Genomic DNA, 14,460 nt, shown 5'->3' with positions numbered 1-14,460 from the left:
CGATCGCCATGGACGGCAAAATGTTCGCCCGGCTCGGCGCCGTCGTCTTCGTCGGCGTCGCCATCACGGCCACCGTTATCGAGCCGACCCGGAAAGAGGAGGAGCTGGTGGTTCGCACGTTGAGCCTCCGGCAGGATGGCGATGCTGCTGATGCCCTGCAGCGTCAGCTTCGCGGATGCCGGGATATGGGCGAGGCCGCGACCCGTGACACGACCTGCCTCAAGCTCTGGGCCGCGAACCGCGATCGCTTCCTTGGCCAGAACACGGAAGCTCCGCAGACCGCCGCGCCGCAGGCGCCGACCTCGACCGCAACGATCGAGCCCGCGCCCACGCCGGAGCCGACGCCGAAGAAAACCGCTCCGGTCATGCAGCCGGAGCCCGCACGTCCGGGATCGCACTGACATGGGCGGCACCGGCGTCATCGACAATTTCCTAGGCGTCTTCACCCGCTACATCGATTCAGGTTTCGGCCTGCTCAGCGGGGAAGTCGCTTTCATCGCTACCACGCTCATCGTCATCGATGTGACGCTGGCCGCCCTGTTCTGGAGCTGGGGCGCGGATGACGACATCATCGCGCGCCTCATCAAGAAGACGCTGTTCGTCGGCGTCTTCGCCTATCTGATCTCCAACTGGAACAATCTTGCCCGCATCGTCTTCGAGAGCTTCGCGAGCCTCGGGTTGAAGGCGTCCGGCACGGGCTTTTCCGTCACCGACCTCCTGCGTCCCGGCAAGGTCGCGCAGACCGGCCTCGATGCCGGTCGGCCGCTGCTCGAATCCATCTCCGACCTGATGGGCTGGGTCGCCTTCTTCGAGAACTTCATCCAGATCGCATGCCTGTTGTTCGCGTGGGCGCTGATCCTGCTCGCCTTCTTCATCCTGGCCGTCCAGCTCTTCGTCACGCTGATCGAGTTCAAGCTGACGACGCTCGCCGGCTTCGTGCTGATCCCGTTCGGCCTGTTCGGCAAGTCTGCCTTCATGGCCGAGCGCGTGCTCGGCAACGTCATCTCCTCCGGCATCAAGGTGCTGGTGCTCGCCGTCATCATCGGCATCGGCTCGACCTTGTTCTCCCAGTTTACGCAAGGCTTCGGCGGCCAGACGCCGACCATCGATGATGCCATGGCGATCGTGCTCGCTGCGCTCTCGCTACTCGGCCTCGGCATTTTCGGCCCCGGCATCGCCAATGGCCTCGTCTCCGGCGGTCCGCAGCTCGGCGCTGGTGCTGCGGTCGGTGCGGGTGTTGCCGCCGGTGGCATGGTCGCGGCCGGCGCGGCGACTGTCGGCGCCGTCGCCTCCGGCGGCGCGGCGCTCGCCAGTGGCGCAGCCGCAGCAGCCCGTGGCGGCGCGGCTGTCGCTGGTGGCGCGTCCACGGCATACAGCCTCGGCGCCGCCGGACAGTCCGGCGCTTCGGGCGTTGCTTCGGGTCTCGGCAATGTCGCCAGCACCGGCGCGAAGGCCGCAGCCTCGCCTTTGAAGCGTGCCGCGACCCGCGCGGCCGACAGCCTGAAATCCAGCTACGCGGCCGGATCGCGCGCCGCGGCCGAGATCTCCGGCGGCGCATCGAGCGACGGCGGAGCGACTGAGGCTGCGCCTGCGGCCGCCTCGGCTCCGGCCAGCGACGGTCCGCCGGCCTGGGCCAAGCGCATGAAGCGCTCGCAGCAACTCGCCCACGGCGTCCAGGCCGCAGCCCATGCCGTCAAATCCGGCGACAGCCATGGCGGCGGCTCTTCCGTCAATCTCTCCGAAAGCGACTGACCATGAACTTCTTCAAACGACCATCGACCCACTACGGGAAAGCCCCACAGCCCGAAACGCCCTATCAACGCGCCGCACAGGTCTGGGATGACCGGATCGGCTCCGCCCGCGTACAGGCCCGCAACTGGCGCTACATGGCCTTCGGATGCCTTGCCCTTTCGGCCGGCTTGTCGGGCGGGCTCGTCTGGCAATCGGCCAGCGGCGCCGTCGTCCCCTGGGTCGTGCAGGTCGACAAACTTGGCCAGGCCCAGGCGATCGCCCCCGCCGTCGCCGACTATCGGCCTTCCGATCCGCAGATTGCCTTCCATCTCGCCCGCTTCATCGAGCAGGTCCGCTCGATCCCGGCCGACGCGATCATCGTGCGGCAAAACTGGCTGCGCGCCTACGACTTCACCACTCAAGGCGGTGCGCTCGCGCTCAATGAATATGCGCGCGCGAATGACCCCTTCACCAAGGTCGGCAAGCAGCAGGTCGCCGTGGAGGTGTCGAGCGTCATCCGCGCCTCGCCGGATTCGTTCCGCATCGCTTGGACCGAACGCCGCTATCAGGACGGCTCGCTCGCCTCGACCGAGCGTTGGTCCGCCATCCTCACCATCGTCGTGCAAACCCCGCGCGATGCCGAAAAACTCCGGGCCAATCCGCTCGGGATCTACGTCAACGCCATCAACTGGTCGAAGGAGCTTGGACAATGACGCCTGCCTTCCGCACAGCCGGAAAGCCGGCTCTCCGAAAATCCTCATTTGCGCTTCTGCTGTTCTGCACCTCTGCGCTCGCCGGCTGCGCGACCAACATGCCACCGCCCGAAATCAGCTACGACAACGCTGCGCCCGCCGTTCAGACGGTCGATCCGCCATCGCCGGTGCGTATCGTCGAGTTGCCGAGACCCTTGCCGCTCCCCGGCCAGATGAAGCCGGTCGACGGAGTACGCCAACCGGCGGAGGCGGCCGATCCCGCCGCCCGCGTCAATCAGGCCAACGCACAGGCTCGCGTGCAGCCGGTGCGCAACGGCTTCATCAACTCCATGCAGGTCTACCCCTTCACCCAAGGGGCGCTCTATCAGGTCTATACGGCCGTCGGGCAGATCACGGACATCGCGCTCCAGCCGGGCGAGCAGCTCGTCGGCGCCGGCCCCGTCGCCGCCGGCGACACCGTGCGCTGGATCATCGGCGACACCGAGAGCGGCACGGGTGCGGCGAAGCAGGTTCATCTCCTGGTCAAACCAACGCGGCCCGACCTGATGACGAACCTCGTCATCAATACCAACCTGCGCACTTACTACATGGAGCTTCGCTCGACGTCGTCGACCTACATGGCGTCTGTCTCCTGGCAATATCCGCAAGACCAACTCATCGCGCTGCGTCGACAGAACGCGCAGGCAGAGGCCGCGCAGCCCGTCTCGACCGACGTCGATGTCTCCCGCGTCAACTTCCGCTACGAAGTAACGGGCGACCGTGCGCCGTGGCGGCCGCTGCGCACCTTCGATGACGGCAAGCAGGTCTTCATCGAATTCCCGCGCGGCATCGGCCAGGGCGAGATGCCGCCGCTGTTCGTCGTCGGCCCGGAGGGCGCGACGTCCGAACTCGTGAACTACCGCGTGCGCGGCAACTACATGATCGTCGACCGGCTGTTCGCCGCCGCCGAACTGCGCTTCGGCGCCGACCGCAACCAAAAGCGAGTGCGGATCTCGCGCACCGATGGAAGGCCGGCGTCATGAGCGAGATCGAACCCGGAAAGGAGAAAGACCCGGAGCCGTCCGGCGAGGACGGCGCCCTGCCGCTGACCGGCGAGCCGGCCGCGCCGATGCGCCTGCGCCCGGAGCCGCCGCGCGTGACCCGGCTATCACGCAAAGTCCTGGCCGGTCTCGGCCTGGTCGCCAGCGTCGGGATCGGCGGCGCGCTGATCTACGCGCTGCAAATCCAGGGCGGGAGCAAGGGCAACGAGGAGCTTTATGCGACCGACAACCGTGCAACGCTGGACGGCCTGAACAGCCTGCCACGCGACTATACCGGGCCGGTGCTGGGCCCTCCGCTTCCGGGCGATCTTGGTCGACCGATCCTCAACGCGCAGAATGGCGTGCCGCCGATCGCGACGCCCAATCCCGGTATCAGCGCCGAGGAGCAGCGGCGGCTTCAAGAGCTGGAATCGGCTCGGACGGCGCGATTGTTCGCCTCCACCGAGACGCGCAGCGCGTCGCCGCAACCGGCGGCGACCGCCACGACGTCCACAGTCCCCGCGCCCGACCTGACAAATCTCGGGTTGGCGCCGCAGCCGGCGACGCCGCCCGCCCAGGACCGCCAGCTCGCTTTCCTCAATCAGACCCCGGACAAGCGCACGGTTTCTCCCGATCGCGTGACCGCGCCGGCGTCGGCGAATGTGCTTCAGGCTGGCGCGGTGATCGCAGCGGCGCTCATCACCGGCGTTCGCTCCGATCTTCCTGGCCAGATCACCGCCCAGGTGACGGAGAACATTTATGACAGCCCGACGGGCAGAATCCTGCTCGTTCCGCAAGGGACGCGCATCATTGGCCAGTACGACAACGGCGTCGGCTTCGGGCAGCGCCGCGTCTTGCTTGTCTGGAACAGGCTGATCTTCCCGAACGGCCGCTCGATCGTGCTGGAGCGCCAGCCCGGTGCTGATGCCGAGGGCTACGCCGGCCTCGAGGATGGTGTCGATTATCACTGGTGGGATCTTGCCAAGGCCGCCGCGCTTTCGACGCTGCTCGGCGTGGGCGCCGAACTCGCCAGTGACGACAACGGCCGCCTGATCAGCGCCATTCGTGGCGGTGCGCAGGACACCGTCAACCAGGCCGGCCAACAGATCGTTCAGCGGCAACTGCAGATCGCACCAACGCTGACCATCCGGCCGGGATTCCCCGTGCGCGTCATCGTCACGCGCGATCTCGTGCTCGAACCCTACGGAGGCTGACGTGGCAAAGCTGAAACTTGGTCCGATTGTAGACGACAAGCCGATCAAGGTGACGCTGGATCTCCCGGCAAGCCTCCATTGTGACCTCATCACCTACGCCGAAATCCTCGGCCGTGAGACGGGCAAGCCGCCGGCCGATCCAATTCGCTTGATAGTGCCCATGCTCGAGCGGTTCATTGCGACGGATCGAGGCTTTGCGAAGGCGAAACACTCGGCGGGAAGTTCAGGATCGGGAGGCTGACGCTCGCTCCGCTGCTCGTCCGGGCCATCGAACGCGCGAGGCTCAGGAGTCGGCGGCAGGCCGGATTGTCATTGCGCGGCGACCAGACTGCGCAAAATGGCAGAATCTCACCAACGATCCGCCGATAGACGATTCCGGGAAACTGAGCGGCGGTCCCGGCCTCGCTCATGACCGTCAGGCCCCGCCCAATCGCTACGAGCGACAAAAGATTGTCCCGCCCGACGTACTGTGTGTGGATTTCCGGGTGACGACCGAGATCGGCCAAGCGTTGCACGAGATAAGCTCAACGAGAACCCGCAACAGGTCCGCAGTTAGGTTCGTGTGTCGACTACAGTCGTCACCTCACAGTGACGACGTCTTCTGTCGCCTGATACGTTTCCAACTGGCGCACAACTTCCACTAGCTTGGTTTGAGGCGGGACGAGATCGATTTCTCTCATCGTGTCTTCGATCCAGTCACCAGTAGTCAGATTTATCGACGACTCCGATGACGAGTACGACCAGAGATCATTTTGCTCCCGCAGCTCGGAGAACAGTTCTTCTATGGTGCCGGCGGGCTTGTAAAATGTCGTCGGGCTTCCAGCCCCTGGCGAGAACAGGCACCAGATGAATGATTTGTCGTCTTGTGTTTTCGCTATCGGGAGGTGAGCAAGCCACGTTTCGACTGTTCCCTGCCCGACGCGACGAACACCGAAAGCATCCGCCTCCTCACCATTTCCCAGCAGTTGGGAACCTTCGACAAACTCGTTAAACACCGACAGGGCAGTCGAATATCCATCAAAGCTGTTACGCCTCTGGAGGTGATAGTATCGGTTGACGCAGGCATTCAGAATCATTGATCGCGTGAAGCCGTAGTTCTCTCGGACTTGATACGAGTGATCGGTGTAGTCGATTCCGAGAACCCGGATAGCGTCCGCGTCATCGGCCATGTAGACTTCTTCCTTACCCAGAGCCAGAAGGCGGGGCAGTTCCGCAGGAATGACATAGAGATGGTCAGCCAAGGCGACTAACCGCGATATCCCTAGAACCGCAGCACGGTAAGCATCCTGCACCGTTGTCGAATTATAGTCTCCATCCGGAACCGCTAGGTAGGGTGCATGGAAGCCGAGTTGTGCTCCTTTCTCCAGCAGGCGTGAGGGCAACTGATTTGGCAACGGGTCACCATTCCCCAAAGGGGTCGGGTCCTTTCGAGGTTCGGAGCCGCCAAGAAACGCGATAGCGCAGGCCGAGTAGCAGCCGTCTTCAGTGCGGACGATAGTCGTCATGCCCAGTCGGCGGAAGGTCATAGCGAGGTCAATGCCTTCGTGGAACGCGCCGCCGCCACTGTTCAACGAAAAGACTATTCTCCGCCATCGATCCTTCTCGGGAGAGATGTCGGCCTTGCGCAACGCCTCGACGACCCGATCGCTGTCACCTTTGATGATCGGACCTTCCATCCGGAAGCGTGCTTCGGCTCCTAGTTGCCCCTCAACCAACCCCTCGAAAGCAACTTCCGCTGCTTGGCCAACAGAGGGAACAAAAAGCGCGCAGACTAGCGAAACGACGTAGCGAACGTTCATTTTGCGATGCCTGGGCATAGCTCCTGAAAGACGCTGAGTGCCGTGGGATAGCCAGATGCCGAAGACCCGTCCAGAATCTCACCCGAAGCCAGGTCGCGCACAACGTAGTCCGCCATAAGGTCCGAAGAAGAAGCCTTCCCTTCGAACTTGAAGGCTTGCCCATGGACGTCAGTCCATGTCCGCTTCTTGCAGTTCGCCGTAACCCTGTCGCCGACCTTGACCTCCTTCATAGTGCGCTTCACGCAGGCCATCGAGTGATCCTGCTCGTATTCGACACAATAGGCTTTGGCGTCTTTCGGGGTATGCTTGACGACGATCACGGCCTTGGCAGTGCCGATTCCGGACTTCGACACCGTCGTAAGGTGCATGCCTGCCCGCGAACCGTAGTAAATCGAGTGATCCTCTGCCGCGAGAGACGGACTCGAAGCAGTGACTGCCGCGACCAACGCGATCCCCTGCGCGACTGAGTCGAGCCGATATCTGGCAAATGTTTTCATGAGATGTCTCCCCTAAGCCCGCGAGGGCAATTTCGATTTTCCGTCCCGCATCGAACGGCCCACCAGTGCGTGGGCCGTTCGATCCTTTTTAGGGTTGACCCGACAGCCGCTGATCCGGCATCGATCTCGGTCTGGAGAACGCATCATCTCGAGCGGGTCGCAGTTCATCGTCAACGGTTTCGATTTGATGCACCAGCTAACGTTCTGCAACTATGACTCCCTCAGTAGACCGTTGTATACAGTTCGCGGGCAATGGATATCTTTTGCAAATCTTGGGGTCTGTAAATGCCTCCGGTCCATCGGTGTGGGTCAGCAACCTGTAACCAGTCATTTCGGCGAGAGAAAGATTGATCAATTTCTTTGACGAGAATGCTTTCGTCAACAAGTCTGGACTAACCCCCATTTCCTCAAGGTACTTTTTCAAGACCGGGCCAAACTTCCGCGCGGCTTTCGCAGGAGTTCCAAGATGGACACCGACAAAACTTGCCGAAGTAATCTGTCGACTGACCCCACCCGCAATCATGTAGGTGCAGGCGGAATCGCAGTTGGCCATAGCCGACTTCGCGTAGCCTTTTACGTGCTTAACCTTGGGACACTTCTGATAGTCGGGCTGGCAAAGGACAACGACCGTCTCTCCTACTGCCACATCCAGATCATGCTGGCGTATCAGCCTCCCCAGTTTAAGTGCAGCATGGGTCTTGCCACCGCTGGAAGTCACCACGATGGGCAGACGCTGGTCTCCAAGACGCTCCAGCAATTTGCGAAGTTTGGACGGGGTATCCATCTCAATGGAACCGACCGCCGATATCCACTCAGTACATAGTGGTTCGCAAGAGACATCTGAGTTTCGAACCACTTGAAACTTCATCGACGTTTCAAGTGCCGCCGCTTGGGCGATTTGCATCGGTGTCGGCAGAGATGTGACGAAGGCTAACAGAATAGTGCAAACAATCCGCACAAAATAAGCTGATTTGGAAATCAAACCCTTTCCCCTCCCAAAATGGCCAAGCGGGTGATCCGCAAGAAGCTGATCTTTAACCGTGCTCCCGCCACTTCCCCTACTTCGAAATCCATAGCTCTACTTCCACGCGAACCCGCGTTGACCTTTACTTCGAATACGAAATCGAGACACTTGCTGGGATACCGCTCTCCGACGGAATTCTGTTGGTGGCTCAGCGAGCTCGAGAAGAAACGTGACTGGCAATTTGCGATCCTGCGGTCGCCGATCCGCCAAAGATTCAATATCGCTGACGGTGAACGCTCCCAGCGCTACAGTTTACCGCCTTTAACGCGCTGCAATTCTCAACGCATTCAGCGTCTCAGGTGTAATGGTCCCAGTAACTTTCAGACTGTAGTCGGCTTGCATCTTTTTCAGCGCAACTCTCATGTCTGGTCCAAGAACACCGTCGAGTTCGCCGTTGTAGTACCCATAAGCCAACATTGCGAATTGCACTTCTCGCACGATCTCTTTGAATTTATTAGCATTCCCCGGGAGTACCTTGAGAGGCGCGGGAGCTGGAGCGATCGCTGGCGCTCGATAAGTCGGAGCCGGATTCGGAGCAGCAAACGAAGGAGCGGGCGCAGAATATGTTGGCGACGGCGTCCGATATACAGGGGCCCGATAGACATATCCGCCGTTGGAAGATCGATGACTGCTATGGGAGCTATGGCTGCGGTGGGAACTGTGGCTTCGGTGCCCCGCCAAGGTGAACTGGTGGTCGAGCTTGAAAACGTCGAACAGCGATTTCAATTTCCCACCGTCATCGAACGACGGCCTAATCGGAGCTGCATAGATGTCGACAGGTAGGAACCCAGCTGCCAACAAGGACGGGATCGCAAACAATCTCTTTTTCATTGGGCCCTCAAAGCGCCGTATCCGTGACTACGAGGATGCCACTCGAAGAAGCCTCCACACTTGGTCCTCAGATCGCAACCGTCGCACTCTTCCATGTAAGCTCGCTTCCAATCCGAGATGGTGGATGGGGCTAAGTCCCGATACGGCTCCGGCACTGTGCACAACGGAAAATTGAAGAGTCGGGTCTCGATGCCCCGGCTCCTGACAAGGTCAATCGCGCAAGCCACGACATCAAAACCGACCGAGCTATCGTAAAACAACGTTTTCCAATTCTGACGCCCGTAGCCGATGTTTTCCATCTGCATGATGGCCCAGGTTTTTACGAAAGGTAGTGTCGCAGTGATGAAGCGCGCGAGATCCAGCAGGCCGTGTGCGTTTGGCTGCATCAGCACTGTGCGGAGCTCGATCTGCACCCCAGATCGGCAAAGGATTGCAAGGTTTCGGAGAAGCAGCTCCTGAGCGCCAGCTTTGCCGACGATCTCGTCATGGGTAATGGGGGAGCGCGAATAAAGCGGAATTCCCCAGAGCACTCTGGTTCGGTCGATCGATTGAAGGGCCGTCACATCGCTTTCGTCGAAGTGTTGGCCATTGGTTAGAATATGGAAGCGGAGATCCGAGCGCTGCCACATCACCCGCTGCAGGAATCCGAATAGCTGATCCTTGAACATCGTTGGCTCGCCGCCCGAAAGGCCAATGGTTGCTCCTTCGGGTGCGAGCAGCGCTGCCATTTCAAAATGGGGAAACAGATCGACGTGATGCTTCTTGGGCGGCTGCGAGCACATCACACACAGCTGGTCGCATCGTTCAGTGATCAGGAAAGTATTATGCGGTGACGTAGCGCGTATGAGGCGGTCGGCTACGCCGCGGCCCGGATTGACCAGCAAAACATCCCCGTCGACTTCCGATGGGTCGATGCCATGGACCCATAGCGTGCCGCCCTCGCCCACATACTCGGCACCGTCTGGACCAGCGGCCTCCAAAGCAGCCTCGTAACTATTGAGACCGTTGTTGCTTTCATCGCTGAAGCCCTCCAGGGAACGGAGACGGACAACAAATGGCTCGGCCGCGTCGCTGTCCACTTTGATGCGGAGCGGGATCATGCGTGCACGGAGACCATATGGTCCCCCCAGTTCCCCACGCCTGCCCAATGGGCAACGGAGGTTCGCGCCGCCTGGTCACGACGATAGAGAACCTCAAATACCTTATCGAACACAGACATATGTCGCCCGCAGAACCAAGTATCGGGCCGCGGGATGCCGATGCTGCCATAGCGAGAAACGTCATCAATGACGTCAGTCCCGCAAAATGGCTGGTAGGCGCAATGAATGCAGTCTGGATCGAAGTTGTTCAGCGAAGAGGCATTGAGGATATCAACCTTTTCGGTCTCGATCCCGGAACCGACATCCCCAACGCTGAGGTCAATGCGGCCAATGCGCGAGAGCATACGGGCTTCGTCGGTCGGATAGAAGCGGCCGTCATGGTCGATGACGATGTAGTCGGATCCGAAGAAATTCGGATTGCGGATGTCGACGTGATTGTCGGTACCCATCCTGAGCACACGTTTCAGGCACTGGCTGAAATAGTACTCTTCCATGAGGTTGCCCGTCCTCTCATTGCGGGCAATCAGCAGGTCGATAAATCGGCTGTGGAGCTTATTCCATCGCGAAGGCCCATCAGCCCCCTGCCCCAGCCGTCGAGCGAACCCTTGGTGGTTGATCGGCCGAAGGTATACCGAGTGGATGCCATAGCTTTCGAAATTATCGAGCAATGCTTCGAAGTCGGGCGGGTTGGCGACATCAATGGTCGGCAGCGCGGAAATTTTGCCTGCCGGAAAACGGCGAACGGCCTCTTCAAGGTTAGAGAAGAAAGCCTCGGTGCGGGCGGACTCGTGTGTCCGTTGCCGTTCATGGGTTAGCCGATCGCCATCCAAAGAGGTGCTGATGAATGTGTCATCAGCTTCCAGGAACGCCCACTCCCGCGATCCGAGGCTCTGAAGATTCGTGCAAACCACGAACTGCGCTTGGTCGAACCGGGTGCGGCAGAAATCTCGGACCCGCTCGAGCAGATCGATACGAAGCAGCGGCTCGCCGCCTTGGAACTCGATCTTGATGTCGGGGCCTTCAATTCCGTCAAGGAAACCAAGAACATTAGCCAGGGTCTCGTCTGTCCAGTCAAATCCCCGAGCCCCTTCCGCCGCACGCGAAACCTGGCAATAGTCGCAGGCTAAATTACACCGCAGCGTCGGCACCAGGATTACATAGGCCAACCGCTGTTGCTTCGATTGTCGTCGTGACCACCTGTAGGCAAACGAACTCCAGGAAAGATCGAACTCGTCAACGAAGGAATGACCGCCGTCCTGTAGGAAGGTCTCATCGCCAGCATTCAAGCTGTCGCCTGCGTAGCGCTGGAGAAACTCCATATTCGACAGGAAAAAACCACCGGCATCGTCAGCGAAGAGAATTCGATCTTCCGGATGCTCCCGGAATTTCAACGGCCAGACATTCACTTCGTCACCGCAGCGATCAGTGCGCGCCTCATTGGCAGGGTCTCGGTGTAGATTTTCTCGCGATAAAGGGCATGGAGAAACGATCTACTGATTTCTTCAGTGGCTCCCGCACCATGAATTGCCACGGTTGCATCATGGTCCATAAATCGAAGATGCGGGTGCTGCACCTGCATTTTCAAGCTGGCTGCCGATACATACTCTCTGAACCGTGGCGGCACTTCCACCACGGTTACGGACTCTGGTTCTTGTTTTACGGAAACCATTGCCTTCCCCCGTGGGGACATTGCTACGGGTCGGGCCGCCAATCAAGTCTGTGGTTGCATTTGGAGTACTTTGCGCCGGCAGCACTATCACCAGTCGGTCGCCGCAGCAGACAAAATTGCTAGTGAGATCGAACGGCAGATGAGGGGCTAATCAGATCCCATGCCCCCAACCCAGCAATTGGCGAATATGGCGAGCCGAAGATCCCGTGCCAGCACGGCGAAGTGCCGGACATGGAATGAGGCGACCCGAGATTCATTTTTCCGATGCGCCAAATCCCAGGCAACGGCGTCACGGAACTGTTCCTTGACCCGTTCGATCTGAGTTTCGACCGACACGAAATATACCGAGTCGTCAGACATCGCCTCTCTGACGATTTCCTCGCCGTCGGCGCATGCGGACAGCGCCGTTTCCGCTATTGTCGATGCGGCAGCATCGCGCCCCATTTTGCCGGTCGCTTCTTCAGCAGAACTAAATAGACAGGCGTACCAGGCCTTATTGGCGTCTGACACCAGCGGTCCGTAGACTAGTTTTGTTTCCACCAACGCCGGGCTGGCATCAACCCCAGCAAAGGCCGCAAGCACAAACGCCACAGGCAGAGAACGGGCTGCAATCCTCATTTGGCCAACACTTTTTTTGAAGGGGGCTTTTCGCGCTAGTCGACGGGATCGAGAATATCGGGCGTGTCGTTCTTCGGTGAGCCGACCTTCCTGGAAATCGGCCACATTGTCATGAGTTCGCTGGCAAATGGCTTCATTAAATCCTTAGGATCAAGCTCGGGCCCAATCCACCGAGCGTAGTCGACCGGTGCCAAGATCACTGGCATGCGATCATGGATCGTCGTCATCAGTTCGTTGGGTTCGCAGGTGACGACGCAAAAGGTGCGGATGAGTTCGCCCGTCGACGGGTTGCGCCAGATGTCGAAGATGCCTGCCAACGCGAAAGGTGAGCCGTCCTTCATGGCAATGGCATAGGGCTGCTTTTCCTTGCCGGTACCGTGGATGTCCTTCCACTCGAAATAACCGTCGATCGGGATCAGGCAGCGCTTTGAAGCATAGGCCCGCTTGAACATGCCGTTCGTGGCAATCGTTTCGTAACGGGCGTTGACCGAAGGTGGACGGCCAGGACTTGCCTCCTTCTGCCATGACGGGATCAGGCCCCATTTCGCCGTAACGAACATTGCGCTGCCCTTCAGCGCCTCGTCCTGGACGATGATCGGATACATCTGGCTTGGGGCGCCATTGTAGCGGGGAAAACTATTGTCGAGCCCGCCAACGGCTGCGGGATCAGCAAAGCCGAAGCTTCGCACCATCTCGGCGAGGGTCGATTTGACAAACACACGGCCGCACATGGTACGAATTTAGATGCGAATTCATGACGGGAGCAAGGGGACTGCCGATATGGGAGAGCGTGCGCAACGAGCATACGAGGCTGAGAACCGGAAGGCCTTCGCCGCCCTGCCCTGGCGCGAGCGCATGCGGGGCCGACTGCCCGGCCTTTTGATCCTCTTATTCTTTGGGGGCGCTCGCCGCCATCTTGGCGCTCGGGCCATTCCTCGCTCGCTGAACGCGGCAGTTACCTTCTTCAATGGAAAGCCATTGCCGACCGAGGCATTGCGTGAAATCTCTTACCTGCGGGAAGCAACGGAGGTTCACATGTTGAAGATTCGGTTTCTAAGCTTGGCCGGCGCTGCGGCGATCGGTTTGTTCATGGCGGCGCCTGCGAGCGCTCTGACCATGGCGGAATGCAGCACCAAATATAACGCCGCCAAAGACGCGGGCTCCTGAGCCGGCCAGACCTGGAACCAGTTCCGCAAGGATCAGTGCGGTTCAGATGCCAGCGCAACGCCCGAGCCAGCCAAGCCTGCCAAGAAGGCAGCAACTGAGAAAAAGCCGGCCAAAGCTGCAGACAAGGCGGCAGCCGAAGCTGCTCCAGCGGGGCTGTCCAGCAAAGAGTGCAGCGCCAAATATCAGGCCGCAAAAGACGCCGGCACCTTGGGCGACGTCAAATGGAACGATTTCAGAAAGACGCAATGCGCTGCTGGCGCATCTGCAACGGTAGAGCCCGCAAAGCCCACGAAGGCAGCCAAAACGACGGCTAAAGCTGAAGTGCCCGCCGCTGGTCTGTCAATGAAGGAATGCAGTGCGAAATATCAAGCGGCAAAGGATGCAGGCACGCTGGGCAGTCTGAAATGGAACGGGTTCCGCAAAGCACAATGCGGCGCTGATGCTTCCGACAACGACAACGCACCCCTGCCGACCGAAGCCGAATACACTGGCGAGCCAGACAAGGCCACGATCGCAGCACCCAAGGGTGTGACGTTCCCGCGGGGCATTTCGGCCAAATTTTCCAACGAGGCCCCTGGCAAGGCCAGGTTACATACCTGCTCTGAACAGTACTGGGCGAACAAGGAGGCTGGCACGCTTGGCGGCCTGATTTGGTCCCAGAAGGGCGGCGGTTATTATAGCCTTTGCAACGACCGCCTGAAGGGCTGACGCTTCTGCCCGCTGCGCAACTTAGCAAGACAGCCCCGGCCTAGTGTCGGGGTTTTTTGTGCCCAAAGCGAAAAAGGGAGCCCCACCACCTCTACGGCAGTGGGGCGGTTTGTCGACTAGATGTCAAAGGCAGGCGGCGGTGCTTCATCCTCTGCCATTCTCTTTTGCTGATTGTGCCTGCGCATGCTTTCAAACGCTTCTCTACGCGCCATGCCGATAAGGTAGGCGAGGAAGGCATCATTGATTTTCAGGCAAGTCAGGTCGAATGCACTCTCCAGGTACGCGATTATTTCTTGGTGAACCACCATGGCTCATCTCCCCCGGTGAACTTACGAATATTAACACCGAAGAAGTTGAGACGCATGTACAC

18 protein-coding genes are annotated in these 14,460 nt (G+C 59.9%); 8 read left to right on the top strand and 10 right to left on the bottom strand.

The window, feature by feature from the left end; genetic code table 11:
* Window positions 1–8 precede the first annotated feature (8 nt).
* The 6 genes from trbK-alt to AC1RTB_RS19840 are packed head-to-tail and all read left to right on the top strand — an operon-like array spanning window position 9 to window position 4,918.
* Window positions 9–401 (top strand): putative entry exclusion protein TrbK-alt, encoded by a 393-nt coding sequence (gene trbK-alt / locus AC1RTB_RS19865; RefSeq protein WP_492880806.1) that lies wholly within the window; start codon window positions 9–11, stop codon window positions 399–401.
* 1 nt (window position 402) lies between these two features.
* Complete coding sequence (trbL, locus tag AC1RTB_RS19860) at window positions 403–1,752, top strand: P-type conjugative transfer protein TrbL (protein WP_492880805.1); 1,350 nt, start codon at window positions 403–405, stop codon at window positions 1,750–1,752.
* Window positions 1,753–1,754: 2 nt separating this feature from the next.
* The gene (gene trbF, locus AC1RTB_RS19855) at window positions 1,755–2,444 is read left to right on the top strand and encodes a conjugal transfer protein TrbF (RefSeq protein ID WP_492880803.1); all 690 of its coding nucleotides are present in this window, start codon (window positions 1,755–1,757) and stop codon (window positions 2,442–2,444) included.
* Window positions 2,441–3,466: a P-type conjugative transfer protein TrbG gene (gene trbG, locus AC1RTB_RS19850; RefSeq protein ID WP_492880802.1), complete on the top strand. Its 1,026-nt coding sequence runs from the start codon at window positions 2,441–2,443 to the stop codon at window positions 3,464–3,466. Before trbF ends, trbG begins: the two co-directional genes overlap by 4 nt.
* Window positions 3,463–4,677, top strand: a complete 1,215-nt coding sequence (locus tag AC1RTB_RS19845) for a TraB/TrbI/VirB10 family type IV secretion system protein (protein ID WP_492880800.1) — start codon at window positions 3,463–3,465, stop codon at window positions 4,675–4,677. The genes trbG and AC1RTB_RS19845 overlap by 4 nt, the downstream gene beginning before the upstream one ends.
* Before the next feature lies 1 nt (window position 4,678).
* On the top strand, window positions 4,679–4,918 hold the full coding sequence (locus AC1RTB_RS19840) for a DUF2274 domain-containing protein (RefSeq protein ID WP_492880799.1): 240 nt from the start codon (window positions 4,679–4,681) through the stop codon (window positions 4,916–4,918).
* 337 nt (window positions 4,919–5,255) lie between these two features.
* Here AC1RTB_RS19840 and AC1RTB_RS19835 read toward each other — a convergent pair whose 3' ends face one another.
* From AC1RTB_RS19835 to AC1RTB_RS19795, 9 genes are all read right to left on the bottom strand, one after another.
* Window positions 5,256–6,476 carry a hypothetical protein gene (locus AC1RTB_RS19835; RefSeq protein ID WP_492880798.1) on the bottom strand — a complete coding sequence of 407 codons (1,221 nt, stop codon included), beginning with the start codon at window positions 6,474–6,476 and terminating at the stop codon, window positions 5,256–5,258.
* The gene (locus AC1RTB_RS19830; RefSeq protein ID WP_492880796.1) at window positions 6,473–6,973 is read right to left on the bottom strand and encodes a hypothetical protein; all 501 of its coding nucleotides are present in this window, start codon (window positions 6,971–6,973) and stop codon (window positions 6,473–6,475) included. Before AC1RTB_RS19830 ends, AC1RTB_RS19835 begins: the two co-directional genes overlap by 4 nt.
* Before the next feature lie 196 nt (window positions 6,974–7,169).
* Window positions 7,170–7,955, bottom strand: coding sequence for a COG3904 family protein (locus AC1RTB_RS19825; RefSeq protein ID WP_492880795.1), 786 nt, complete (start codon window positions 7,953–7,955; stop codon window positions 7,170–7,172).
* A 303-nt stretch (window positions 7,956–8,258) separates the two neighbouring features.
* Window positions 8,259–8,828, bottom strand: a complete 570-nt coding sequence (hxsA, locus tag AC1RTB_RS19820; RefSeq protein WP_492880794.1) for a His-Xaa-Ser repeat protein HxsA — start codon at window positions 8,826–8,828, stop codon at window positions 8,259–8,261.
* A complete protein-coding gene (gene hxsC / locus AC1RTB_RS19815; protein WP_492880793.1) occupies window positions 8,825–9,928 on the bottom strand; it encodes a His-Xaa-Ser system radical SAM maturase HxsC in 1,104 nt (367 codons plus the stop codon). The genes hxsA and hxsC overlap by 4 nt, the downstream gene beginning before the upstream one ends.
* The gene (gene hxsB / locus AC1RTB_RS19810; RefSeq protein WP_492880792.1) at window positions 9,925–11,334 is read right to left on the bottom strand and encodes a His-Xaa-Ser system radical SAM maturase HxsB; all 1,410 of its coding nucleotides are present in this window, start codon (window positions 11,332–11,334) and stop codon (window positions 9,925–9,927) included. The genes hxsC and hxsB overlap by 4 nt, the downstream gene beginning before the upstream one ends.
* The gene (locus AC1RTB_RS19805; protein WP_492880790.1) at window positions 11,331–11,597 is read right to left on the bottom strand and encodes a hypothetical protein; all 267 of its coding nucleotides are present in this window, start codon (window positions 11,595–11,597) and stop codon (window positions 11,331–11,333) included. Before AC1RTB_RS19805 ends, hxsB begins: the two co-directional genes overlap by 4 nt.
* 147 nt (window positions 11,598–11,744) lie before the next feature.
* Complete coding sequence (locus AC1RTB_RS19800) at window positions 11,745–12,215, bottom strand: hypothetical protein (RefSeq protein WP_492880788.1); 471 nt, start codon at window positions 12,213–12,215, stop codon at window positions 11,745–11,747.
* A gap of 35 nt (window positions 12,216–12,250) precedes the next feature.
* The gene (locus tag AC1RTB_RS19795; RefSeq protein ID WP_492880787.1) at window positions 12,251–12,946 is read right to left on the bottom strand and encodes an SOS response-associated peptidase; all 696 of its coding nucleotides are present in this window, start codon (window positions 12,944–12,946) and stop codon (window positions 12,251–12,253) included.
* Window positions 12,947–12,959: 13 nt separating this feature from the next.
* Between AC1RTB_RS19795 and AC1RTB_RS19790 the strand changes: the two genes are divergently transcribed.
* Entirely contained in the window at window positions 12,960–13,382 is a 423-nt protein-coding gene (locus tag AC1RTB_RS19790; RefSeq protein ID WP_492880786.1) for a hypothetical protein, read from the top strand.
* 207 nt (window positions 13,383–13,589) lie between these two features.
* A complete protein-coding gene (locus tag AC1RTB_RS19785; protein WP_492880785.1) occupies window positions 13,590–14,090 on the top strand; it encodes an antifreeze protein in 501 nt (166 codons plus the stop codon).
* A 116-nt stretch (window positions 14,091–14,206) separates the two neighbouring features.
* Here AC1RTB_RS19785 and AC1RTB_RS19780 read toward each other — a convergent pair whose 3' ends face one another.
* Window positions 14,207–14,398, bottom strand: coding sequence for a hypothetical protein (locus tag AC1RTB_RS19780; protein WP_492880784.1), 192 nt, complete (start codon window positions 14,396–14,398; stop codon window positions 14,207–14,209).
* Window positions 14,399–14,460 lie beyond the last annotated feature (62 nt).

The sequence above is a fragment of the Aminobacter sp. GW821-FHT11F06 genome (assembly GCF_058808215.1).
This window is presented reverse-complemented; position numbering and strand designations above follow the sequence as displayed.